The organism is Mesorhizobium xinjiangense (assembly GCF_009749525.1).
Lineage (GTDB): Bacteria > Pseudomonadota > Alphaproteobacteria > Rhizobiales > Rhizobiaceae > Mangrovimarina > Mangrovimarina xinjiangensis.
Genome location: NZ_WOAC01000038.1, coordinates 1 through 22924 on the forward strand (window position 1 = coordinate 1; position 22924 = coordinate 22924).

The 22924-nt window shown below is 62.9% G+C and carries 19 protein-coding genes; 11 read left to right on the forward strand and 8 right to left on the reverse strand.

The annotated features are described in order from the left end of the window. Window positions 1-230: 230 nt before the first annotated feature. Window positions 231-704 (reverse strand): hypothetical protein, encoded by a 474-nt coding sequence (locus GM909_RS24655; RefSeq protein ID WP_235912071.1) that lies wholly within the window; start codon window positions 702-704, stop codon window positions 231-233. A 260-nt stretch (window positions 705-964) separates the two neighbouring features. On the opposite strand from GM909_RS24655, the gene GM909_RS24660 reads away from it, so the two are divergent. The 6 genes from GM909_RS24660 (at window position 965) to GM909_RS24685 (ending at window position 8622) form a co-directional block, all read left to right on the forward strand. Next, window positions 965-1192, forward strand: a complete 228-nt coding sequence (locus GM909_RS24660) for a hypothetical protein (RefSeq protein WP_157020190.1) — start codon at window positions 965-967, stop codon at window positions 1190-1192. Between the two features lie 45 nt (window positions 1193-1237). Continuing rightward, window positions 1238-2905 carry an NAD(P)H-dependent oxidoreductase subunit E gene (locus GM909_RS24665; RefSeq protein ID WP_407941358.1) on the forward strand — a complete coding sequence of 556 codons (1668 nt, stop codon included), beginning with the start codon at window positions 1238-1240 and terminating at the stop codon, window positions 2903-2905. Window position 2906: 1 nt separating this feature from the next. After that, window positions 2907-5690, forward strand: a complete 2784-nt coding sequence (fdhF, locus tag GM909_RS24670) for a formate dehydrogenase subunit alpha (RefSeq protein ID WP_157020191.1) — start codon at window positions 2907-2909, stop codon at window positions 5688-5690. Window positions 5691-5965: 275 nt separating this feature from the next. After that, window positions 5966-6949: a D-erythronate dehydrogenase gene (gene denD, locus GM909_RS24675; protein ID WP_157020192.1), complete on the forward strand. Its 984-nt coding sequence runs from the start codon at window positions 5966-5968 to the stop codon at window positions 6947-6949. Window positions 6950-7115: 166 nt separating this feature from the next. Continuing rightward, complete coding sequence (locus tag GM909_RS24680; protein WP_235912072.1) at window positions 7116-7775, forward strand: GntR family transcriptional regulator; 660 nt, start codon at window positions 7116-7118, stop codon at window positions 7773-7775. Between the two features lie 112 nt (window positions 7776-7887). Next, the gene (locus GM909_RS24685; protein ID WP_157020194.1) at window positions 7888-8622 is read left to right on the forward strand and encodes an SDR family NAD(P)-dependent oxidoreductase; all 735 of its coding nucleotides are present in this window, start codon (window positions 7888-7890) and stop codon (window positions 8620-8622) included. A gap of 186 nt (window positions 8623-8808) precedes the next feature. Here GM909_RS24685 and GM909_RS24690 read toward each other — a convergent pair whose 3' ends face one another. The 4 genes from GM909_RS24690 to GM909_RS24705 all read right to left on the reverse strand — a co-directional run bounded on the left by GM909_RS24690 (window position 8809) and on the right by GM909_RS24705 (window position 13236). After that, window positions 8809-9711, reverse strand: a complete 903-nt coding sequence (locus tag GM909_RS24690; protein ID WP_407941357.1) for a carbohydrate ABC transporter permease — start codon at window positions 9709-9711, stop codon at window positions 8809-8811. A 13-nt stretch (window positions 9712-9724) separates the two neighbouring features. Next, window positions 9725-10654 carry a carbohydrate ABC transporter permease gene (locus GM909_RS24695; protein ID WP_157020195.1) on the reverse strand — a complete coding sequence of 310 codons (930 nt, stop codon included), beginning with the start codon at window positions 10652-10654 and terminating at the stop codon, window positions 9725-9727. A gap of 72 nt (window positions 10655-10726) precedes the next feature. Further along, on the reverse strand, window positions 10727-11986 hold the full coding sequence (locus GM909_RS24700; protein ID WP_407941359.1) for an ABC transporter substrate-binding protein: 1260 nt from the start codon (window positions 11984-11986) through the stop codon (window positions 10727-10729). 185 nt (window positions 11987-12171) lie between these two features. Further along, window positions 12172-13236 (reverse strand): ABC transporter ATP-binding protein, encoded by a 1065-nt coding sequence (locus GM909_RS24705; RefSeq protein WP_157020197.1) that lies wholly within the window; start codon window positions 13234-13236, stop codon window positions 12172-12174. 372 nt (window positions 13237-13608) lie between these two features. Here GM909_RS24705 and GM909_RS24710 point away from each other — a divergent pair, with 372 nt between their 5' ends. After that, on the forward strand, window positions 13609-14592 hold the full coding sequence (locus GM909_RS24710) for a sugar-binding transcriptional regulator (RefSeq protein WP_157020198.1): 984 nt from the start codon (window positions 13609-13611) through the stop codon (window positions 14590-14592). A gap of 77 nt (window positions 14593-14669) precedes the next feature. Here the strand turns inward: GM909_RS24710 and GM909_RS24715 are convergent, their stop codons facing one another. The 3 genes from GM909_RS24715 to GM909_RS24725 form a co-directional block, all read right to left on the reverse strand. Next, window positions 14670-15725, reverse strand: a complete 1056-nt coding sequence (locus GM909_RS24715; RefSeq protein WP_157020199.1) for a substrate-binding domain-containing protein — start codon at window positions 15723-15725, stop codon at window positions 14670-14672. A gap of 136 nt (window positions 15726-15861) precedes the next feature. After that, window positions 15862-16887 carry an ABC transporter permease gene (locus GM909_RS24720; RefSeq protein ID WP_157020212.1) on the reverse strand — a complete coding sequence of 342 codons (1026 nt, stop codon included), beginning with the start codon at window positions 16885-16887 and terminating at the stop codon, window positions 15862-15864. Between the two features lie 56 nt (window positions 16888-16943). Then, window positions 16944-18452: a sugar ABC transporter ATP-binding protein gene (locus GM909_RS24725; RefSeq protein ID WP_157020200.1), complete on the reverse strand. Its 1509-nt coding sequence runs from the start codon at window positions 18450-18452 to the stop codon at window positions 16944-16946. 123 nt (window positions 18453-18575) lie between these two features. On the opposite strand from GM909_RS24725, the gene mtnK reads away from it, so the two are divergent. The 4 genes from mtnK (at window position 18576) to GM909_RS24745 (ending at window position 22916) form a co-directional block, all read left to right on the forward strand. Further along, entirely contained in the window at window positions 18576-19844 is a 1269-nt protein-coding gene (gene mtnK / locus GM909_RS24730; protein WP_157020201.1) for an S-methyl-5-thioribose kinase, read from the forward strand. Window positions 19845-19857: 13 nt separating this feature from the next. Then, window positions 19858-20964, forward strand: coding sequence for an S-methyl-5-thioribose-1-phosphate isomerase (gene mtnA / locus GM909_RS24735; protein ID WP_157020202.1), 1107 nt, complete (start codon window positions 19858-19860; stop codon window positions 20962-20964). Between the two features lie 44 nt (window positions 20965-21008). After that, a complete protein-coding gene (locus GM909_RS24740) occupies window positions 21009-21665 on the forward strand; it encodes a class II aldolase/adducin family protein (protein ID WP_157020203.1) in 657 nt (218 codons plus the stop codon). 246 nt (window positions 21666-21911) lie between these two features. After that, window positions 21912-22916 carry an ABC transporter substrate-binding protein gene (locus tag GM909_RS24745; RefSeq protein WP_407941360.1) on the forward strand — a complete coding sequence of 335 codons (1005 nt, stop codon included), beginning with the start codon at window positions 21912-21914 and terminating at the stop codon, window positions 22914-22916. Window positions 22917-22924: the final 8 nt, after the last annotated feature.

Consider the following 22924-nt stretch of genomic DNA (forward strand, 5'->3'; position numbering starts at 1 on the left):
CATAACCCAGCAAGGAATCAGACTCGCACCCGCTTGACCAGTGACTACTCAGACACGCTCCTAGTGGTTCGTTTCCAACATTTGCATCGGCCCTGTGGGCAAATGTTGGAAACAAAGAACCACTAGCAAGTCTATGATTCTAGTGGAGCTTTTGAAGTTGGCATTCGATCTCGGGGTCGACGTCGAGTGGGTATCGAATGTCAAATTCGTTCCACTGGCGCACGACCCAGCTATTGAGCTTGGGCATCCTGGCAGGCGCGCAAGGTCTCGAAGGCGGCGTTGGTGCCGTCCAGGTTCACCAGAACCTGACGGTGGCCCTTGGGCGTAATGGTCAACTGCTTCTTCTTGGCAAGATCGTAGATGAAGTCAGGGTTGTTCACCAGGACATAGGCGCCCTTGTAGCCTTCGATTTCCTGCCCGATCGCTTCACCCTCGAACTGGTCGCCATCGACATCGAACAGGACTTCGAAATCGTCGCCCTTGGCCAGATTCGCAGGCGTTTTCATATAAAGAGCCATATAGCCCTTCAATTCGCCGGTAGCGTCGATGCCCATTTGTATCTGCGTACCGTCCTCATTTGTCTTCATCATCAAACAGCCAGGACCCATGTCCTCCTTGATGGCAATATTCCAGCCTGCTTCCGAGCCGTATTGCTCGAAGTTCTGTGCGCTTGCCGCGGTCGCACCCAAAACGGCGGCGGTCAAAACCGTAGCTCTCAACTTCCTATGCATGGCTTGCTTCCTGTGCTGATGGTTCCCCTCTGCCGTAGCCGAGAGATACCACTATGGCGGCGTCGGCGTAATTGGACCAACGTCCCACCCCCGGTGCGGCCGTTCCGACATTGCGCCGGCATGGAAACGTGCCGGCAATGTCGTGCGCGAAAGGTTCGACCTTGACAGCACCTGCCGTGGAATACAAAATGCCACAATAGCTCAACCATGATCCGCTAAGCCGAGTCGCTTTCATGGTGAATATGTCGCGCAGGGAGGAGTATCTGGCCGATACCATTGCTATTCGGATATTGAGGAAGATGAGGCAAAGGCAACGTGGCGCCAACCGTGCGATCGGCCGCTTGAGCGCCGTTTCCATAGGGCGCATGGTTGATGATGGCAGGGCGGCCGCAACGATTTCTGTCGCTGCATCAAAGCGGCGCATGACCGGGCGGCAGGCGAAACCATTTGTATCGCAATGATGCGCGGCGCCCTATGTCGAGGGTAGGAGATGAAGAGTGTTGATGATGAAAGATCGCCGTCCTCGCGATCGTGGGCCCAAAGGACGCGCACTTGACGATGTGGCGCTCGAGGAAATCCGCGACCTTCTGGGAAATCGGCCGCGCCGCCGCGATTTGCTGATCGAGTACCTGCATCTCGCGCAGGACCGCTACGGCCATCTTTCCGCCGCCCATCTTCGCGCGCTGGCCGAAGAAATGCGCCTGTCGCAGACCGAAGTCTACGAGGTCGCCACGTTTTACGATCATTTCGATGTCGTGAAGGAAGGCGAGACGCCCCCTCCCCCGCTGACGATCCGCGTCTGCGATTCGGTAAGCTGCATGCTGGCCGGCTGCGAAAGCCTTTTGAGCGAGCTTACGGCCACGGCCGACCCCAACTCCGTCCGGGTGGTGCGCGCGCCCTGCATGGGCCGCTGCGGCACCGCGCCGGCGGCACGCATCGGCGACCGCGAGGTCGATCATGCCAGCGCCGAGGGGCTTTTGCAGATGGCCCGCGATGGCGAGACGGATACGGTCGTTGCCGACTATATCGGGCTCGACGCCTACCGCGCCAGCGGTGGCTATCAGCTTCTGGTAAAAGTGCGCTCCGGCGAGGTCGGCGCCGACGCGCTGATGGAAACGATGCAGGACGCCGGCCTTCGCGGCCTCGGCGGGGCCGGCTTCCCGGCCGGCCGGAAATGGGGCATCGTGCGATCCTTTCCCGGCCCACGCCTGATGTCGATCAATGGCGACGAGGGCGAGCCCGGCACCTTCAAGGACCGAATCTATCTCGAACAGGACCCCCATCGCACATTCGAGGGCGCGCTGATCGCCGCCCACACGGTCGAGGCAAGCCGCATCTATTTCTACATGCGCGACGAATATCCGGGCGTATTGCAGATTTTGCGCACCGAGATCGCCGCGCTCGAGGCGGCGGGTCTCGTCGAGCCCGGCTTCATCGAATTAAGGCGCGGCGCGGGCGCCTATATCTGCGGCGAGGAAAGCGCGATGCTGGAAAGCATCGAAGGCAAGCGCGGCCTGCCGCGCCATCGCCCGCCCTATATCGCCGAGGTCGGCCTGTTCGGCCGCCCGACGCTCAACCATAATATCGAGACCCTTTGGTGGGTGCGCGACATCGTCGAAAAGGGCGCGGACTGGTTCGCCGGAAAGGGCAAGCCGGACCATCCGGGCGTGCGCTCCTGGTCGGTTTCCGGCCGGGTGCGCGAACCCGGCGTCAAGCTGGCGCCGGCCGGCGTCACCGTGCGCGAGCTGATCGAGGATTATTGCGGCGGCATGGCGGAAGGCCATGAATTCAAGGCCTATCTGCCGGGCGGCGCTTCCGGCGGTATCCTGCCGGCCTCGATGGGCGATATTCCGCTCAACTTCGGCGGCGAACTCGCCAAGCAGGGCGCCTTTGTCGGCAGCCACGCGATCGTGATCTTCTCGCAGGCCGACAGCATCAAGGATGTGACGCTCAATCTGTTGAATTTCTTCAAGCACGAGAGCTGCGGCCAGTGCACGCCGTGCCGCGAGGGCACCGGGAAAATGGTCACGCTGCTCAAGAAGCAGGGCAAGCTCGACGAGGAGGCGGTGCGCGACCTCGAAATGGTCATGCGCGACGCTTCCATCTGCGGGCTGGGCCAGGCCGCGCCCAATCCGGTCAACCATCTTCTCACGTATTTCCGGGACGACCTTTGAGATGATTACCTTCACGCTCGACGGAAAATCGGTCACCGCAGGCGAAGACGAAACGATCTGGGACGTGGCCAAGCGCAAAGGCACGCGCATTCCGCATCTGTGCCATGTGGATATGCCCGGCTACCGCCCCGACGGCAACTGCCGCGCCTGCATGGTCGACATCGAGGGCGAGCGCGTGCTTGCCGCATCCTGCATCCGCAAGCCGGCCGAAGGCATGGTCGTACGCACCGACACGACCCGCGCCGAGAAATCGCGCGAGATGGTGTTCGAGCTCCTGGCCAGCAACATGCGCCCCGCCGAGGACGGGCCGGACAACCAGTCCGCCTTCTGGGACTGGGCCTCCTCCATGGGCATTTCAGGCAGCGAGCGTTTCGGCTCGAAGTACGCGCCCGGCAAGGCCGAGCCCGAATTCGACACCTCCAATCCGGCGATCGCGGTCAATCTCGACGCCTGCATCTCCTGCGGCGCCTGCGTGCGCGCCTGCCGCGAGGTGCAGGTCAACGACGTGATCGGCATGGCCAACCGGGGCGACCATTCGGTGCCGGTCTTCGACATGCATGATCCGATGGGGCTGTCCACCTGCGTGACCTGCGGCGAATGCGTTCAGGCCTGCCCGACCGGCGCGCTTTACGAGAAATCGCTGATGGACCATGCGGGCAAGACCCGCGCCGTCCAATCCTTCGACAAGGTGATCGACAGCGTCTGCCCGTTCTGCGGCGTCGGCTGCCAGACGAAGGTGGCGGTCAAGGACAACAAGATTGTCCAGGTCGACGGCCGCGATGGCTATGCCAACGAGAACCGGCTTTGCGTCAAGGGCCGCTTCGGCTTCGACTATGTCATGTCGCCCGAGCGCCTGACCAAGCCGCTCATCCGCCGCGACGATGCGCCGAAAGCGGGCGATATCGACCTGCGCGGCGTCGATCCGCTCACCGTCTTCCGCGAGGCGACGTGGGAAGAGGCGCTGGACCGCGCCGCGGGCGGGCTGAAGTCCCTGCTCGACGCGCATGGCGGCAAGGCGCTGGCCGGCTTCGGCTCCGCCAAGGGCTCCAACGAGGAGGCCTATCTTTTCCAGAAGCTGGTGCGGCAGGGGTTCGGCACCAACAATGTCGATCACTGCACCCGGCTCTGCCACGCCTCCTCGGTCGCCGCACTGATGGAAGGCGTCGGTTCGGGTGCCGTCTCGGCTCCCTTCAACGATGCCATGAAGGCCGAGTGCATCATCGTCATCGGCGCGCGCCCGACCACCAATCACCCGGTCGCCGCCACATTTTTCAAGCAGGCAGCCAAGCGCGGTGCCAAGCTGATCATCATGGATCCGCGCGGCCAGGACCTGATGCGCCACGCCAGCCATTCCCTGCGCTTCAAGCCGGGCACGGACGTGGCGATGCTCAACGCGATGATCCATGTGATCATCGAGGAAAAGCTCTATGACGAGCAATATATCCAGGCCAATGTCTCCGGCTTCGAGGCGCTCAAGGAGAAGGTGAAGGATTTTTCCCCCGAGGCGATGGCGGAGCTCTGCGGCATCGAGGCAGAGGTTCTGCGCGACGTCGCGCGCACCTATGCCACCGCCGAACGCTCCATCATCTTCTGGGGCATGGGCATCTCGCAGCACACCCATGGAACGGACAATTCGCGCTGCCTGATCGCGCTGGCGCTGATCACCGGCCATGTCGGCCGCCCCGGCACCGGCCTTCACCCGCTGCGCGGCCAGAACAATGTCCAGGGCGCGTCCGATGCCGGACTGATCCCGATGTATTTCCCCGACTACAAGTCGGTCGAAAACGTCGACATTCGCGGCCAGTACGAGAATTTCTGGGGCCAGACGCTGGACCCCAAGCGCGGCTTGACCGTGGTGGAGATCATCGACGCCATCCACGATGGCGAGATCAAGGGCATGTATATCGAGGGCGAGAACCCGGCCATGTCCGACCCCGACCAGATCCATGCCCGCGCCGCGCTGGCCAAGCTCGGGCATCTGGTGGTGCAGGACATCTTTCTGACCGAGACCGCATGGCATGCCGATGTGGTGCTGCCGGCCTCCGCCCACGCCGAGAAGCTCGGCACCTACACCAACACAAACCGGCAGGTGCAGATCGGCCGCCCCGTCCTCGATCCGCCCGGCGAAGCCCGGCAGGACTGGGAACTGATCGTCGAGATCGGCAGGCGCATCGGGCTTGACTGGAACTACGGCTCCGTTTCGGAGGTCTACGCCGAAATGGCCAGCGTCATGCCGTCACTCAAGAACATCTCCTGGGAGCGCATCGAGCGCGAGGAATCCGTCATTTATCCGGCCGATGCCGAGGACAAGCCCGGCAACGAGATCATCTTCACCGACGGTTTCCCGACGTCGGACGGCCGCGGCCGCATCACGCCGGCCGACCTGTTGCCGCCCGACGAGGTGCCGGACGAGGAATATCCGCTGGTGCTCACCACCGGTCGCCTCCTCGAGCACTGGCATACCGGCGCCATGACCCGGCGGGCCGGCGTGCTCAACGCGATCGAGCCCTTCGGCATTGCGGCGATGAACCCGCGCGAGATCGCCAGGCGCGGCCTGTCGCAAGGCGACGTGGTCAGTGTCGATACCCGGCGCGGCACGGTCGAAGCGATCCTGAGGGCTGATCGCGAGGTGGCCGACGGCATGATCTTCATGCCCTTCTGCTTCAACGAGAGCCCGGCCAACAGGCTGACCAACCCGATGCTCGATCCCTACGGCAAGATCCCGGAGTTCAAATATTGCGCGGCACGGATTGCACCGACGCTCCAGGCTGCGTCGGTGGAGTAGCGCTCGGCCCGTTGAATCCTATGCGGCAAGGGTTGGACCATCCGCTCCGGCCCCTCTGGATGTTCAGCGCAGGCTGCCGGCGTTGAGCATGCCGAGGCGAAATTTCGCCTCGGCCAATCTGCGTTCTTCGGCTACTTCTCCCCGGCCCCGGTGTGCCGGTGACGCATTCATGTCCTTCAAGGGTAGGAAGATCCGGTTCTCCGTTCCGAATTGCCGGGATATTGTGTATACATTGATGCGCGAGCAGATAGAAATTCGGGAGGAGAGAAATCCGCATGCGCATCCTGATCATCGGTGCCGCCGGCATGGTCGGCCGTAGACTTGCCGAAAGGCTCATCGCCGACGGCAAGTTGGGTGACGACCGGATCGATACGATCCACGCCTTCGACGTGATCGAACCGGCGCTGGCGTCGGCCAATGGTGTCCGGATCGAAGCACAGGCCGGCAACATTGCCGATGCGCAAACGGTCAATGGCCTGATCGCGAGCAAGCCCGATATCGTATTCCATCTCGCCGCCATCGTTTCCGGCGAGGCGGAGGTCGAGTTCGAAAAGGGCTATGATGTCAACATGGACGGCACGCGTCATCTGCTGGAGGCGATCCGCCATGTCGGCACGGGCTATCGGCCCCGCCTCGTCTTCACCTCCTCCATCGCCGTCTTCGGCGCGCCCTTTCCCGAACGGATCGACGACGAATTCCTGCGCGCGCCGCTCACCAGCTATGGCACGCAGAAGGCGGTCGGCGAACTGCTTCTGGCCGACTATACGCGCAAGGGTTTCGTGGACGGCATCGGCATTCGCCTGCCAACAATCGTCGTGCGGCCCGGCAAGCCCAACAAGGCAGCCTCCGGCTTCTTCTCCGGCATCATCCGCGAGCCGCTGGCCGGCCAGGAAGCCATATTGCCCGTCTCGGAGGATGTTCGGCACTGGGTGGCAAGCCCGGACGCAGCCGTGGGCTTCCTTCTGCATGCCGGCACGATGGACCTGGCACAGTTCGGCGACCGCCGTTCGCTCACCATGCCTGGCCTCTCCGTGACGGTCGCGGAAATGATCGACGCCCTGCGGCGCGTGGCGGGAGATGAAGTGGTGGCGCGCATAAAGCGAGCCCACGATCCGCAGATCGCCGCCATCGTCGACGGCTGGCCACGCGATTTCAGCGCCCGGCGGGCCGAGGAAGCCGGCTTCAGAGCCGACAAGGATTTCGATTCCATCATCCGTGCACACATCGCCGACGAAGAAGCGCGCAAGCGTGCCGGTTGACGGAGCCGGCCATGAATGACGCACCGCGCATCAGGCAGTCAGGGAGAGGACGCTGAACGCGAGCGAACGCAGGAAAGCGGCAACCGTCACGCGGACACCGCGCAACAGGAACGAGGACGCACAGGCGGCTTCGCGTCCACGACCCAGCCTGCAGGGCATTGCGAAGATGCCGGCGCGCGAGCGCGCCTACCATGAGCTGAAGTTCCGCATTCTCGAAGGACGGCTGCCGCCCGGCACGACACTTTTGGAAACGGAAGTGGCGAGCCTTCTTTCCCTCAGCCGCACGCCCGTGCGCGAAGCGCTGATCCGGCTCGAAGAAGAAGGGTTGGTGGAGGTGCGCCCACGCCACGGCATCACCGTCAAGTCGCTGTCCATCGACGAAATCGAGCAGATCTATCAGGTCTTTTCGGCCCTCGAAGTGAAGGCCGCGCAACTGACGGCGCGGCACGGCATCAGCGAAGCCGACCATGATCGCCTGGACGGCATTCTCACCCAGATGGAACGCGCCTCGAAGCGCGGCGACATCGAAAGCTGGTCCGAACTCGACGACGAGTTCCATTCCGAACTGGTCGGCCTGTGCGGCAATCCACGTCTGCAGGCCATGCTGCGGCAATTATGGGATCTTCAATATCACGCCCGCCGGGCGATCACCAAGCTGCGCCCCCTGCCCGTCGTCTCCGACCGCGAGCACCGGGCGATTCTCATAGCGATAGCCGCGGGAAACGAGGAGGAAGCGACCCGTCTGCACCAGCAGCATCGCAACCGGGCCGACAAGCAGCTCGTTTCGTTGCTGCGCCAACGGGCAACGCTTGCGGCGGACCGGTAGACCGCGCCCCCTGGGCAATGGTCCGCCGGCATTCGGGCGCCCGCCCCAACGTATATCTTATGCAAGGCCCACGCTACGACAGCGGCCAAAACCGAATGAGGAGGCGCAATTCATGAACCAGATCGATCTTGCCGGACGACGGGCGATCGTCACCGGCGGCGCACAGGGAATCGGGTTGGCAACGGCGGAGCGCTTCATTGCCAGCGGCGCCGATGTGGTCCTTTGGGACATCAACGCGAATAACCTCGACGAGGCCGCCGCCACGCTGGGTGAAAAGGCAACCGGCCGCGTGGTGGAACTGACCGACGAAGGCGCCGTGAAGGCCGCCGCCCGCGAAGCTGGCGCGATCGACATTCTCGTCAACAATGCCGGCATCACAGGCGGCAACGGCAAGACCTGGGAACTGGCGCCCGATATCTGGCGGCGCACCGTCGAGGTCAATCTCGTCGCGCCCTACCTGACCTGCCGGGCACTGGTGCCGGGCATGATCGAGCGCGGCTACGGCCGCATCGTCAACATCGCCTCCATCGCCGGCAAGGAAGGCAACCCCAACGCCTCGCATTATTCGGCCTCCAAGGCCGGCCTGATCGCGCTCACCAAATCGCTCGGCAAGGAACTCGCCAAGACCGGCGTGATCGTCAACTGCCTGACGCCGGCGGCCGCGCGCACGCCGATCTTCGACCAGATGAGCCAGGAACACATCGACTACATGCTGTCGAAAATCCCGCTCGAGCGGTTTCTCGAGCCGGCCGAGGCGGCGGCGATGATCGCGTGGCTGGCCTCGGAGGAATGTTCCTTCACGACCGGCGCGGTGTTCGACATTTCCGGCGGCCGCGCCGTCTACTAGAGCATGTCCCGCTCAATCGGAATCGTTTGAGCGAAAGGTACATGCTCCAACATATTGAGCTGGCGCGCATATCTTTGCTTCAAACGTTTCCGTTTGGAGCGAACGCGCGCTAACCTCGCCGGCGATCCGCGGACGTCCGTCGCCAATGGCGAAACGTTGTGCGGGCTCCTTGCGACATGAGAGGCCTCACTCCTTCACCGCGCCGGTCATGGATGAGACGTAGTAGTCGACGAAAAAGGAATAAAGGATCACCACCGGCAGCGAACCCAGAAGCGCCCCGGACATCAGCGCGCCCCATTCGTAGATATCGCCGCGCACCAGTTCCGTCAGCACGCCGACGGGCACCGTCTTGTTCTCCGACGAGGAAATGAATGTCAGCGCATAGATGAACTCGTTCCACGACAAAGTGAAGGCAAAGATGCCCGCCGAGATGAGCCCCGGCACGGCCAGCGGCAGGATGACCTTGGTCAGGATCTGCCAGCGTGTCGCCCCGTCGACCAGTGCGCTCTCTTCGAGTTCGAACGGAATGCTGCGGAAATAACCCATCAGGAGCCAGGTGCAGAATGGGATGAGGAAGGTCGGATAGGTGAGGATCAGCGCCAGCCGAGAATCGAAGATGCCCACCTTGAACACGATGAAGGCGAGCGGGATGAACAGGATGGACGGCGGGACCAGATACGCCAGGAAGATGAGGAGCCCCGTCACGCGCGCACCGGTGAAGCGCACGCGCTCGATGGCGTAGGCGGCGAACACGGAGGCCGCCAGCGAGATGAAGGTGGCGGCGAAGGCCACCAGCATCGTGTTCCACAGCCAGCCCGGATAGGACGTTTCGAACAACAGATATTTCACGTGCCGCAGCGTCGGCTCGACCACCCAGAAGGGGCTGTAATTGCTGTAGTCGGTAAGCTGGTGATTCGGTTTAAGTGCCGTGATCGCCATCCAGTAGAATGGGAACAGGAGCACGAAGACGAAGACCGCCAAGGGCAGATAGACCACGACGATGCGGCGTGGCAGCGTATTGAACTGCTCCATGCCCACGATATCGTCATGCACGGCGCTGTGGTGGGTGGAATCAATCTGTTCGCTCATCGCTCTCTTCCCCTCAGTCGCCGCCGCCCTGCTGCCATTTGCGGCGCTGCAATCCGAAGAAGGAAAACAGGATCGCCGCCAGCAGGAAGGGAATCATCGCCACCGCGATGGCCGCGCCCTCGCCCAGTTGTCCGCCTGGTATGGCACGCTGGAAAGACAGGGTGGCCATCAGATGCGTGGCATTCACCGGGCCGCCGCGCGTCAGCACGTAGATGAGCTGGAAATCGGTGAACGTGAACAGGACCGAAAAGGTCATCACAACGGCAATGATGGGCGTGAGCAGCGGCAGCGTGACCTTGGTGAAGCGCTGCCATGACGTCGCTCCATCGAGCGCCGCCGCCTCTTCGAGCGATTGCGGAATTGTCTGCAGGCCGGCCAGAAGCGAGATCGCGACGAACGGAATGCCGCGCCAGACATTGGCCGCGATCACCGACGCGCGGGCATTGGTCGGGTCGCCGAGAAAATTGATCGGCTCGCTGATGAGGCCGATATTCATCAGGACATAGGAAATGATCGAGAACTGGGAATCGTAGATCCACCAGAAGGCGAGCGCCGAAAGCACCGTGGGCACCACCCAGGGCAACAGGATGATGGCGCGGAAGAACGACTTGAACGGCAGGTGCTGGTTGAGGATCAGGGCCAGCCAGAGCCCCAGGACGAATTTCAGGACCGACGCCACCAGCGTGTAGAGCATGGTATTGAAGACCGAGAGCCAGAACACCGGATCATCGAACAGCCAGATGTAGTTCTCCAGGCCGATGAAGACGCCTTCGCGCCCGATGCGCGCATCCGTGAATCCGAGCCACACGCCGAGGCCGAGCGGATAGGTGAGAAAGCACAGAAGAAACACAGCCGCCGGCAGCATGAACAGGAGGCCGAGCCCATTGCGGCTTTCCAGAAGCCATCCGAAGATCGAAGATGAGCGCGCCGGGCGATCCTGCATGGGTCATCCTGTCTTTCATTGAACGATGCGCAGAGGGGGACAGCGCCGGCGGGTGCCGGCGCTGTCTTTGCGTCAGCGGTAGTAGCGCGCGATGCGCCGTTCCGCATTGGCGATGGCGTCTTCGGGGGAACGCTGGCCGGTGACCGCCTCGGCGAACATGTCCACCAGGACGTAGTCTGCCATCACCCCGGCTGACGCCGGCCCGAGCGGGCCCGCATATCCGTTCGGCCTGAGCGAGGCGGATGCCTTCGCGTAAGGCGCGTGAACGGGGTTGGAAGTCCAGACCGGATTGTCCTCGAAGGCCTTCAGCGGCTGGCAGCAATAGGCGCTGGCCCCTTCAATCCACGCATTCATCTGGTCCGCCTGGTACATGAATGCGAGATAGGCCTTGGCGGCCTGCGGATATTTGCAGTGGTTGAAGATCGATAGGGTCGACGTCTGATGGAGCTCGACGGACTTGCCCACCGGGCCGACCGGCAGATTGGTCGTACGGATGTCCTCGGCGATCTCCTTCAGCGTCTCGTCATTGGCAGCGGCGTAATAAAGCGACACGCCATTGGCCGTCAGAGAAACCTCGCCCGCCAGGAACGCACGGTTGTTGTTGATGTCGAGCCAGCTTTCCGTGCCCGGAATGAAGGTCTCGTAGAGCGCCTTGGCATATTCGATCGCCGCCTTCGTCTCGGGACTGTTGATCGCGACCTTGCCGTTCTCATCCACTGTCATGCCGCCATGGCTCCACAACAGCCAGTGCGCGTAATTGTTGCCGTCGCCCACGGCCTTGCCGTGCGGGAAGCCGGCCGGCGTACCCTTGGCTTTCATGGCCTTGCACAATTCCAGGAACCCGTCGGTGTCGGTTGGAAACTCGCTGAACCCCGCCGCCTTCATGTGGCTGTCGCGATAGCAGACCGCGTTTCCTATGGCGCATAGCGGAACGGCAATGAATTTATCGCCCTGCCTGGCATAGCCTTCGACGCCTTCATACCAGCCGCCATACTCCTCGCCGAGCGCGGTGGCCAGATCGGTCACATCGACCAGCTTGTCGGGATATTGGAACGGATCGTCGAACCAGCTCATGACCATGTCCGGGCCGGAGCCGACATTGGCCGCCACGGCAGCCTTGGGCCGCACGTCCTCCCAGCTTTCCTGGTCGATGCGCACGTCCACGCCCGTCGCCTCGGTGAAGGCCTTTGTGTTGGCGTTCCAGGCTTCCTCCTCGCCTGTCACGAAAGGCACCCAGCGCAGAAGACGCAACGACGCCCCCTCCTCCGGCTGGAACATCGTCGCCGATTCCTGCGCCAGCGCGCGCTGCATGCCGAGCGATCCGGCCAGCATGCCGCCGGCGGCGAGCCCCGCCGTACTTGATAAAAAGCGCCTGCGATTGATTGTCATTGCACGTCTCCTCCTCAAATTCCGCCGGCACCCGAGGGCGCCGCAATACGGATGACTTCCGCATCAAATTTGGACGCCGCAGCGCCCGGTGCTTGACGCCGTCCTCCCCGACGGCACCAAAAATCCAGTCACGCCGAAAGACGCTGCCCCCCTTCTGCGTCGAAGAGATGAATGGCATCCGGATCGATCGAGACCTTCAATTCGTCTCCCGGTTCCGCCCTGATGCGCTCACGGAAGACGCAGGTCATCTCATTGCCGTCCAGATCGGCGACAACGTGGGTTTCCGAGCCCGTGGGCTCGACCACCTTGACCCGCAGCGCAACATCGCCCCGCAGGTGAATCGCCTCGGGCCGTATTCCACAGACCAGATTGCGGCCGGGCTTCGCGGTCCCGAGATTGGCAACGTCGATACGCTGCCCCTGAGCGGTGACAAAGGCGCCTGGCTCTTTGTCGTCCAGCCGGCCCGATGTCATGTTCATGGCCGGAGAGCCGATGAAGCCCGCGACAAACAGATTGGCCGGCCGGTCATAGAGATCGAGCGGTTCGCCGACCTGCTCGACGATTCCGTCATGCATGACGACGATCTTGTCGGCCATGGTCATCGCCTCGATCTGATCATGGGTGACATAGACGGTGGTCGTCTTGAGCCGCTGGTGCAGGTTCTTGATTTCGGAGCGCATCGAAACGCGCAGCTTTGCGTCGAGATTCGACAGCGGTTCGTCGAACAGGAAGACCTGCGGATTGCGCACGATCGCCCGCCCCATGGCGACGCGCTGGCGCTGGCCACCGGACAATTGGCGCGGATAGCGGTCGAGCAGATGCGACAGGCCGAGTATCTCCGCCGCCGGGCGCACCTTGGCCTCGATGTCGGCTTTTGAAGCGCCTTTCAGCATCAGCGAAAAGCCCATGTTCTCGGCCACGGTGATGTGCGGATAGAGCGCGTAGTTCTGGAACACCATGGCGATGTCGCGATCCTTGGGGGGCACCGCGTTCACCACCCGGTCGCCGATCAGGATCTCACCGGAAGTGATGTGCTCCAACCCGGCCAGCATGCGCAGCAAGGTGGATTTTCCGCAGCCGGACGGGCCAACCAGAACGACGAACTGACCTTCCTCGATATCCACCGAGACGCCATGCAGAATCTCCACCTGCCCGAACGCCTTGCGGACATCGCGAAACATCACTGTGGCCACTAAGGCTCCTCCCTTAATGTATTCATTAATTCATAGTGTCCGCATTCCGCATTGAGCGCAACAGGTGAAACTTGGTCATTGCACGAGACTTTCGGTGAACGAGAGCGCCCCGCAACGTATGCAATGGCGCTGCTCGCCTATCCGGGCGATTTGCGCCCGAGAACAAACATTAGCCACGCTTCAAGCTGTCAATTGAAACTCTGTGTCAGGGCGCTTCATGTTCGCGTTCAATCGCGCCGAAGCGCCATCGCTGGTCAAAATTGACCGTGCCGGACGGGTCGGGCATTCGATAGGCGCATCGCCTTATGGTTGACACCAGGGACCAATTGACTTTTGTCAATGGTAATAAATAATGTCCATCCGGAGGATTGGATGGCATATCGTTCCGCAGATCAGGTCGTGCACAAGGCTGCGTGGCTCTATTATACCCACGGTCTCCGTCAGGACGAAGTGGCCCAGCGGCTCAATATTTCCCGCGCCTCGGTCGCGCTCTATCTGCGCCGCGCCCGCGAAGCCGGCATCGTCAACATCTCCACCTCCACCCATCTGTTTCGCAGCCACATGATGGCGCGGCGGCTGGAAGAAGCTTTCGGGCTGGACACCGTATGGGTGACGGAGCGCGGCGAGCTTGTTCCCGACCCGGTCGCGGAAATTCCGACCCTGGCGGCCAGCGTGTTTCTCGAGATGGTGAAGAACGGCGACCGGGTCGGCGTGGCCTGGGGCCATACGGTCTACGCGATCGCCGACACGATGGCCTATGCCGACCGTGAGAACGTAACCGTTGTCGAGCTCTGCGGCAATCTGGGCTCGCCCTATTCCTACCGCCCCGACCAGTGCACGATGGAGATCGCCCGCCGGCTCAACGCCAACGGCCTCAACTTCTATGCGCCGCTGGTCCTGAGCACCGAGGCCCTCGCCATCGGATTGCGCGACGAGCCGGTCATCCGCGAGCAGCTCAACGGCATCGCGTCCTGCGACCTGGCGCTGTTCAGCGTCGGCACGCTGGCCGAAGACAGCCACGTCATCAAATGCGGAGCGCTGAGCGTTGAGGAACTGAGAGCGATCAAGACGATGGGTGGGGTGGGTGTCATTGCCGGCCAGGTGATCGATGCCGAGGGCGCCTGGCTCGACTGTGATTACAACCGCCGCATCATCTCGGCCGATTTCGATGCGATCCGCAGCATCCCGCGGCGGCTGATGGTGGTTCAGGAGGACGAAAAGCTCGAGCCTCTGCTGGCCGCGATCAAGGGCCGCTTCTTTACCCACCTGGTGGTGACGTCGCGCATGGCCGGGCGCCTGCTCGACCATGCGGGCGCGAGGGAAGATATCGAGGCATCCGCCGCGCCAATCTCATGAGCCGTACCTTGGGATGCCGTCCGAGTAACGGCATGTGAAGGGGCGGCGCTGAGGCCACCCCTTTGTCTGCACCGCGCTCAATCGCGCGGCGGGATCGGCATCCAGCCCGGCACGGCGACATCGGCATGGGCGAACTGCGGCAGCTTTTGTGAAAGCTCGTCCATGTTCTTGATATCCTGGGTGTTCAGCACGTCCTGCGTGATGAGCGTCGGCGGCACGACGACATTGTGGCCCGGATCCTCGCCGGCCAGAAGCATGGCGAGCGCGCGCACCGAAACCTCGCCGACGACCGCCGGATTGGTCGCCGCCGTGGCGACCCAGGCACTGTCCGGTTCGCGCATGGCGGAGATGTCGGCCGTCGAGATGTCGGCGGAGTAGATATTGATGCCGTCCGACAGGCCCGCCTCGTCGATGGCGATCTTCACGCCCTTGGCGAACTCGTCATAGGGCGCAAACATGACCTGGATATCCGGATTGGCGGTAACGACCGAGCGCGCCTGGTTGGCGACCGAGTTGGCGATGGGATTGTCGAGCGTGCCGAACTGGGCGACCTCCTCGATCCCCGGATATTTTTCCTTGAATTCCACCCAGGTCTCATTGCGGCGGTCGAGCGGCGCGATGCCGGCGACATAGACATAGCCGGCCTTCCATTCCTCGCCATTGTCCTTGATCGCCTGTTCCAGCGCCAGGCGGGCCAGGTCGCGGTCCGACTGCTCGATCTGCGGGATCGCATCGTTTTCGACATTGACGTCGAAGGCGACGACCTTGATGCCGGCATCCACGGCGCGTTGGGCGGCTTCTTTCATCGATTCCGTCAGCCCGTGCTGGATCACGATGCCATCGACACCGAGCGCAATGGCCTGGTCCACCATGTCGGCCTGAAGCGCGGCATCCTGGCGGCTATCGAGAACCCGCAGGTTGACACCCAGCGCCTTCGCCTGGGCCTCCACACCGGACAGATAGGCTTGAAAGAAGTCACCCGTGGAGAGGTAGCGCACCAGCGCGATCTCCACGTCGCCGGGATTGTCGAAAGGCGCCGGCATGTCTTGCGCACTGGCGGCCGCCGGCCACAGCAAGCCGGCGCCCAGAAGGCCGGCGGCGATCTTGCCGAGATGTCTGCGTGAGAATTCCATGTTTTCCTCCACTTGCTTGCTCCTCAACTCCCACCTGGATCGGTTCATCGCTCCACGGAATCGATGAACCGATCCAACTCTTTGATTTGACGCAATTCCGGACGGAAAACCGGCTTCCACTTCTCCTGGAATTGCTCTAGCGGCCATTGCGACCGAGCAAGGCGAACGTGAATACGAGTGCGATGACAAGAACCGCGCCTTTGACGAAATCCTGCGTGTAGTAGGGCACGTTCATCATCGTCAGCCCCTGCAGCAGCACGCCCACAAAAAGTGCGCCGATCGCCGTACCAAAGGCATTGGGCTTGGCCGCCCCCAGAACGGCAAAGCCGATCAGGGCGGCGGCGACGGCATCGAGAAGAAGGTTGTTGCCCGAGGCGATATCGCCACGGCCAAGGCGCGCTGCCAGCAGGATACCGCCAATGGAGGCGAACATGCCGGAGATCACATAGGCCCAGATCTTGTAGGCCTTGACCGGCGCGCCGGCGAACTCCGCGGCGCGCGCATTCGAGCCGACGGCATACATCATGCGGCCGAAGCGCGTGTATTCGAGGAAGAACCAGATAAGAACCGCGAGCACGATCAGCACCACCACGGCGGCCGGCACCAGGTTCGGGATGAACAGATCGAAGCGGTGGCGTCCGAGTGCCAGGAAGGCCGGGCTGAACGCACCTTGCGCGGTTGATCCATCAGGCATGGTCATGCCGGCGGCGATGGAGCGGCCTTCGGTGGGAATGCGCTGCAGGCCGATGAGCAGGAACATCATGCCAAGCGTGGCCAGCAGGTCCGGCACGCGCATGTAGCAGATGATGATGCCGTTGATGAGGCCGACAAGCGCGCCGATGGCGAGGCAGGCCAGCACCGCCACCAGGGCGTTCTGTTCCAGCACCACCATGACATAGGCCGCCGCCATCATGGCGGATGTGGCGATGGAGCCAATGGAAAGGTCGAAGCCGCCGACAACCAGCGTGGCGGTCACGCCCAGCGCCAGGATGCCGGTGATCGAGACCGACTGCAGGATGAAGACGGCAGCCTGCGGCGAGGCGAAGCCGCGCGTGGCGTGCGAAAAGAAGATGATGAGGCCGGCAAGCAGCGCCAGAAAACCGTAGCGGATGAGAAGTGCACGAATGGGCAGGCGCGGGCGGACGCTTCCTGTCTCGGGCATTGCGGCGGCCGGCTTTTCGGCCAGATTGCTATCCATGGGCTAACCTCTTCCTTCCATCACGCCGCACTTCGTCCACCACCCGCCACGTCGGCCAGCAGGCGATCGATATCCCCTTCCCTGTTCAGATATTCGCCGACGATGGTGTGCTCGGACATGACGAGCATGCGGTCGACGGTCTCCAGGGCCTCGTCGAGTTCCGTCAGAAAAAGGAGCGTTGCCCGGTCGGCGGCGCTTTCGCGCAGCTTGGCCGCGATGTCGTGCCGGGCCGCGATGTCCACTCCCTGAAACGGCTCGTCGAGGATAAGCATGCGCGAGGGTTGCGACAGCCAACGTGCGACCGCGACTTTCTGCTGATTGCCGCCCGAAAGGGTGGCCGGCTCATCGCGTTCCGACCGGCATACCACGTTGAGATCGGCGATCTGCCGTCGGGCCGCGGCGCGCTCGGCCCGGCGCCGGGCCACGCCGAATTGCGAAAAGCGCCGCAGGAAGGGCAGGCTCATATTCTGATAGATGTTGAAGTCGGGTACGATACCGGTCTTGGCGCGGTCCTTGGCAACCAGAAAGACGCCGTCGCGGATCGCAACGGCAGGATTGGCCGGAGCATAAGGCCGGCCATCGAGGCGCATCTGGCCATCGACGGGCGCGTGGATGCCGAAGAGCGTCTCGGCCATCCGCGTCTTGCCCACGCCGACAAGCCCGACGACAGCCACCACCTCTCCGGCGCCGAGTTCGAACGAAAAGGGGAGTGCGCCGGAGACAAGTTGCAGGCCTTCCGCGGCGAATACCGGCTGTGTTGCGGCCTTGCTCGTGATATTGCGCGGCCCCAGGCTGCGCCCGAGCATGGCGTTGACCGCGCCTTCATAGTCGAGTGGCCGGTCTTCGAAGCGCCCGACGATGCGGCCGTCTCGCAGGCTCACGATACGGTCGGCCACGCGGCGGATGTCCGACATGCGATGCGAGATGTAGAGAATGGCGACGCCCTGGGCGCGCAAATGTTCGATCAGGGTGAAGAGGCGTTCAGCCTCGTTGCTCGACAGCGACGAAGTGGGTTCGTCGAGGATCATCACCCGCGGCCGATGCGCCATGGCGCGGGCAATCGCCACCATCTGCCTGTCGGCAAGGGAAAGGTCCGCGACCTCGGCGGAAAGATCGAGTTCGAGCCCCATGCGGTCGGCGATCTCGCGCGCCCTGCGCCGTATGCTGCGCGGGTTGAAGAAGATACCTTGTCCGGCGGCGTTGAGTTGGTCGAGAACGAGGTTGGTGGCGACATCCAATGCGCCGACCACGCCGTCGTCGATATTCTGGTGCACCGTGACGACGCCGGCGCCCATGGCTTCGGCGGGCGTAGCGGGCGCAAACGGGTTGCCGCCCAGCTGCATGCTGCCGCCGTCGGCGTGATGAACGCCGCTCATGACCTTGACCAGCGTCGACTTTCCGGCGCCGTTGGCGCCCATCAACACCGTGACCTCGCCGGCGCGCAGTTCCAGCGACACGCCTCTCAGCACCGCGTTGGGGCCGAATGCCTTGCCAAGACCAGCAATGCGAAAAATGGCGTCGTCTGCCATGATCTCCTCCCAGCGTGACGCTAGCACCCTTCAATCATTTGTCAACATCATTGACAAATGACAGAGCCTTGCTAGCGTAGCGATGTTTTCGACGCGACAGCCGGCCAGAAGTGGGAGGAGAGCATGCAGAAGTCGTCGTTCCAGCCACTGACGGTGGAGACCCTGCCGGCACGGCTGAGCACAATTGCCGCCGTAGCCGACAAAGTGGGGCCGGAACCGGAGCGCTGGACGGTGCAGGAAGTGGGCGACGGCAATCTCAATCTCGTCTTCATCGTCGACGGCGAGAAAGGCAGCGTCGTCGTCAAGCAGGCCCTCCCCTATGTGCGGCTCGTTGGCGACAGCTGGCCCCTGCCCCTGAAGCGGTCCTTTTTCGAGTATCACGCACTTACCCGGCAGGCAGAACGGGCGCCGGGCACCGTGCCGGCAGTCTACTATTTCGACGAAGCGCAGGCTCTGATCGTCATGGAGTATCTGTCGCCGCACATCATTTTGCGGCGCGCCCTGATCAAGGGTGAAGAGCTGCCGAAGATCGCCGAGGATCTCGGGCTCTTCATGGCGCGGACGCTTTTCCGTGGCTCGGACCTCCACATGGAGACCCGCGCCCGCAAGACGGATCTGGCCCTGTTCGCCGACAATACCGAACTCTGCGACATCACGGAAAATCTCGTCTTCACCGATCCCTATTTCGACGCTCCGATGAACCGGCACACGCCGGAGCTCGACCCGCTGGTGGCCGAGTTGAGGGCCGACCGCGACCTCAAGGTGGAAGCGCAAAGGATGAAGCATCTCTTCGCTTCGAAGGCGGAGACGCTGGTTCACGGAGACCTGCATACGGGCTCGGTGATGGTTACGGGCGAAGACACGCGGGTCATCGATCCGGAATTCGCCTTCTACGGCCCGATCGCCTTCGACGTCGGTATGCTGTTGGCCAATTACTGGATGGCCTTCTTCTCCCAGAAAGGCCACGAGGCCGGGGGTTCCCGTGCCTCGATGCGAGCCTATCTATTGAAGGTAATCGAAGAGACGTGGACCACCTTCCGGGCGGAGTTTGCCCGGCTGTGGCGCACGGAGCGCACGGGCATGCTGTACCACCGCAGCCTCTACGAGGATCAGGGCGATACGCTCGCAGCCGAGCAGGCGCTCGGCCATGTGCTGCACGAGGTCTGGACCGACATGCTCGGCTTTGCCGGCGTGGAAATGCACCGGCGTATCCTCGGTCTCGCCCACAATGCGGATTTCGAAGAGATCGAGGATACCGGGTTGAGGGCGGGTTGCGAAGCGGCGGCATTGCGGTTCGGACGCCACATTGCCGTGAACCGGCGCCACATCGCTTCGCTTGCCGAGATCAATCACCTGGCGCAACAGCTCGACGAGAGCGCCGCAGTGTCCTGACCGGGAGGCAATCATGAACGTTGAAGGCACCCATTACCGCACCATCTGGCTGAACGATGACGGCTGGTCGGTCGATCTCATCGACCAGCGCTGGCTGCCGCACGAGTTCCGTGTCGAGAACGTGCGTACGGTGGACGGCATCGCCACCGCCATTCGCGACATGTGGGTGCGCGGGGCGCCGCTGATCGGCGTTTCAGCGGCTTATGGCGTCGCCATCCGCATGCGTGAAGACCCGTCCGATGCGGCCCTCGACGCCGTATGGCGGGACCTGCACGCCACGCGCCCGACGGCCATCAATCTGCGCTGGGCGCTCGACGAGATGTCCAATCTGCTGTGCCCCCTGCCCGAGGCCGAGCGGGCGGCGGCGGCATACGCGCGCGCGGCCAGGATCGCCAACGAGGATGTCGACCTGAACCGCTCGATCGGTCGGCACGGGCTCGAAATCATCCGCAAGATCGCCAGCACGAAGAAACCCGGCGAACCGGTCAATATCCTGACCCACTGCAACGCGGGCTGGCTTGCGACGGTGGATTACGGCACGGCCACCGCGCCGATCTATCTGGCGATGGAGCAGGACATCCCCGTTCACGTCTATGTCGACGAGACCCGCCCGCGCAACCAGGGCGCGCACCTGACCGCCTGGGAGATGGCCGGCCACGGCGTGCCGCACACATTGATCGTCGACAATGCCGGCGGCCATCTGATGCAGCGCGGAAAGGTGGACATGGTCATCGTGGGAACCGACCGCACCACCGCGCGCGGCGACGTCTGCAACAAGATCGGCACCTATCTGAAGGCGCTGGCGGCGGAGGACAACGGCGTGCCATTCTATGTGGCCCTCCCCTCCCCGACGATCGACTGGACCGTCCAAGACGGCGTAAAAGAGATCCCCATCGAGGAGCGTTCAGGCGACGAGGTGTCGCTGGTCTGGGGACGCAATGCCGACGGCAGAGTGGAACAGGTCCGCATATCGCCGGACGCCACACCGGCAGGCAATCCGGCCTTCGACGTCACGCCGGCAAGGCTGGTGACGGGTCTCATCACCGAACGCGGCGTGACCGAGGCTTCCGCGCAAGGGCTGGCCGACCTGTTCCCTGACCGGGCGAAGGCGGCAGCCTGATCCGTGAACCTGTACCGTTGAGCCCTGCGAAAGAAGGCCCATTCATGGACGAGCACGCCCTGCGCCAGTCGATCGTCGATCACTGCATCGAGATGAACGCTTCCGGGCTTAACCAGGGCACCTCAGGCAATATCAGCGCCCGTGCCGGCGACACTATGCTCATCACGCCGAGTGGCCGGCCCTATGCCACCATGAAGGCCGAAGACATCGCCGCCATGCCCATCGACCGCGACTATGGCTCATGGTCCGGCCCTTTGAAGCCCTCTTCGGAATGGCGCTTTCACCTCGACATCATGCGGGCGCGCCCCGATGTCGGCGCCATCGTGCACACGCATTCGACCTATGCGACCGTCCTCGCCATGGCGCGCAAGCCCATCCCCGCCTGCCACTATATGGTCGCCGCCTTCGGCGGCAACGACGTGCGCTGCGCCGGCTATGCCCGCTACGGCACAAAGGAGCTTTCCGCCGAGGCGCTGAAGGCGCTCGAAGGCCGCAACGGCTGCCTGCTGGCCAATCACGGCATGATCGCTCTCGGATCGACGCTGGAAAAGGCGATGTGGACGGCTGTCGAGCTCGAGACGATCGCCAAGCAGTACTATCATGCGCTGCTGATCGGCGGCCCGGTGCTGCTTTCCGATGCGCAGATCGAAGAGACACACAAAAGCTTTGCCTCATACGGACTTCAGGACGACGAAGCGTAGACCGCGGTCCTGACCCGCATTGTATCACTATGATGCAAAGGCGAGGCGCATCCGCCTGCTCGACAAGAACAATCCGGTCGAAGGCGACTGCACCGATCAAATCCGGTCGATCGGGGCGGTCTCACCCATGAACGGCCATGACCGTGGTGGAATGCCAACGAGGCCGTTGAAATCGATTTCATTGTGTGTATGTATTCGGTCGAGCCAAGGTAAGGGAGGTATCTTGTGGCAAATCTCAAAACGCTCATCGTTTCCACCGTCTCGGCATTCGCTCTCACGACGATTGCCGCCCAGGCGCAGGATTTCACCATCGGCCTGTCGAACGGCTGGGTCGGGTCCGAGTGGCGCACCCAGATGATCGAAGAGGCGCAGGCCGCCGCACAAGCATGGAAGGACCAAGGCGTCGAAATCGAGGTGCTGGTCCAGAGTGCCAATGTCGACGTGCCGGGCCAGATCGCCCATGTCCGCAATTTCATCAATGAGGGCGTCGACGCGATCATCATCAATCCCAACAGCCCGACCGCGTTCGACCCGGTCTTCGCCCAGGCCAAGGAAGCCGGCATCCTGGTGATTTCCACCGACGCCGAAGTCTCCTCGCCCGATGCGATGTATGTCGGCATCGACCAGAAGGGATGGGCCGAAGCGAGCGCGAAATGGCTTGCCGAAACGCTCGAAGGCAAGGGAGACGTGGTGGCGATTAACGGCGTCGCCGGTCATCCGGCCAACGAAATGCGCGTCGCCGGCTATCGCGAGGTGTTCGAGGGCTATCCCGACATCGAGATCGTCAATGAGGTGAACGCGAACTGGGATCAGGCGCAGGGCCAGCAGGCCATGCAGAACATCCTTGCGACCTATCCCGACATCGACGGCGTGTGGGTGCAGGACGGCATGGCCGCCGGCGCATGGCGCTCGATCATGGATGCCGAGAAAGTCGACAGCATCGCGGCCACCGGCGAAATCCGCAAGGATTTCATCGACCTGTGGATCGAGAACGACTTCAACTCCGGCGCCTCGGTCAATCCGCCCGGCGTCATGGCGAGCGCGCTCAATGTGGCCGTCTACCTGCTGCAAGGGCGTGAGTTGAAAGAACCGGCCGAGGCCGGCCAGTACGGCAACGCGCTTTATCTCGATATCCCCTTCATCGGCGGCGACAATGTCGAGGAAGTGGCAACCGAGATCGAAGGCAATCCGGGCTACTATTCCTATACCGACTCGCTCTCGATCGACGAAGCGGGAGCGCTGTTCAAGTAGCAGCCCTC

Excerpts from the sequence above, each read along its gene's own strand:
- GM909_RS24660 (WP_157020190.1), top strand. The coding sequence starts at position 965 with ATGGTGAATATGTCGCGCAGGGAGGAGTATCTGGCCGATACCATTGCT.
- GM909_RS24665 (WP_407941358.1), top strand. The coding sequence starts at position 1,238 with ATGAAAGATCGCCGTCCTCGCGATCGTGGGCCCAAAGGACGCGCACTT.
- fdhF (WP_157020191.1), top strand. The coding sequence starts at position 2,907 with ATGATTACCTTCACGCTCGACGGAAAATCGGTCACCGCAGGCGAAGAC.
- denD (WP_157020192.1), top strand. The coding sequence starts at position 5,966 with ATGCGCATCCTGATCATCGGTGCCGCCGGCATGGTCGGCCGTAGACTT.
- GM909_RS24680 (WP_235912072.1), top strand. The coding sequence starts at position 7,116 with ATGCCGGCGCGCGAGCGCGCCTACCATGAGCTGAAGTTCCGCATTCTC.
- GM909_RS24685 (WP_157020194.1), top strand. The coding sequence starts at position 7,888 with ATGAACCAGATCGATCTTGCCGGACGACGGGCGATCGTCACCGGCGGC.
- GM909_RS24690 (WP_407941357.1), bottom strand. The coding sequence starts at position 9,711 with ATGAGCGAACAGATTGATTCCACCCACCACAGCGCCGTGCATGACGAT.
- GM909_RS24695 (WP_157020195.1), bottom strand. The coding sequence starts at position 10,654 with ATGCAGGATCGCCCGGCGCGCTCATCTTCGATCTTCGGATGGCTTCTG.
- GM909_RS24700 (WP_407941359.1), bottom strand. The coding sequence starts at position 11,986 with ATGCTGGCCGGATCGCTCGGCATGCAGCGCGCGCTGGCGCAGGAATCG.
- GM909_RS24710 (WP_157020198.1), top strand. The coding sequence starts at position 13,609 with ATGGCATATCGTTCCGCAGATCAGGTCGTGCACAAGGCTGCGTGGCTC.
- GM909_RS24715 (WP_157020199.1), bottom strand. The coding sequence starts at position 15,725 with ATGGAATTCTCACGCAGACATCTCGGCAAGATCGCCGCCGGCCTTCTG.
- GM909_RS24720 (WP_157020212.1), bottom strand. The coding sequence starts at position 16,887 with ATGCCCGAGACAGGAAGCGTCCGCCCGCGCCTGCCCATTCGTGCACTT.
- GM909_RS24725 (WP_157020200.1), bottom strand. The coding sequence starts at position 18,452 with ATGGCAGACGACGCCATTTTTCGCATTGCTGGTCTTGGCAAGGCATTC.
- mtnK (WP_157020201.1), top strand. The coding sequence starts at position 18,576 with ATGCAGAAGTCGTCGTTCCAGCCACTGACGGTGGAGACCCTGCCGGCA.
- mtnA (WP_157020202.1), top strand. The coding sequence starts at position 19,858 with ATGAACGTTGAAGGCACCCATTACCGCACCATCTGGCTGAACGATGAC.
- GM909_RS24740 (WP_157020203.1), top strand. The coding sequence starts at position 21,009 with ATGGACGAGCACGCCCTGCGCCAGTCGATCGTCGATCACTGCATCGAG.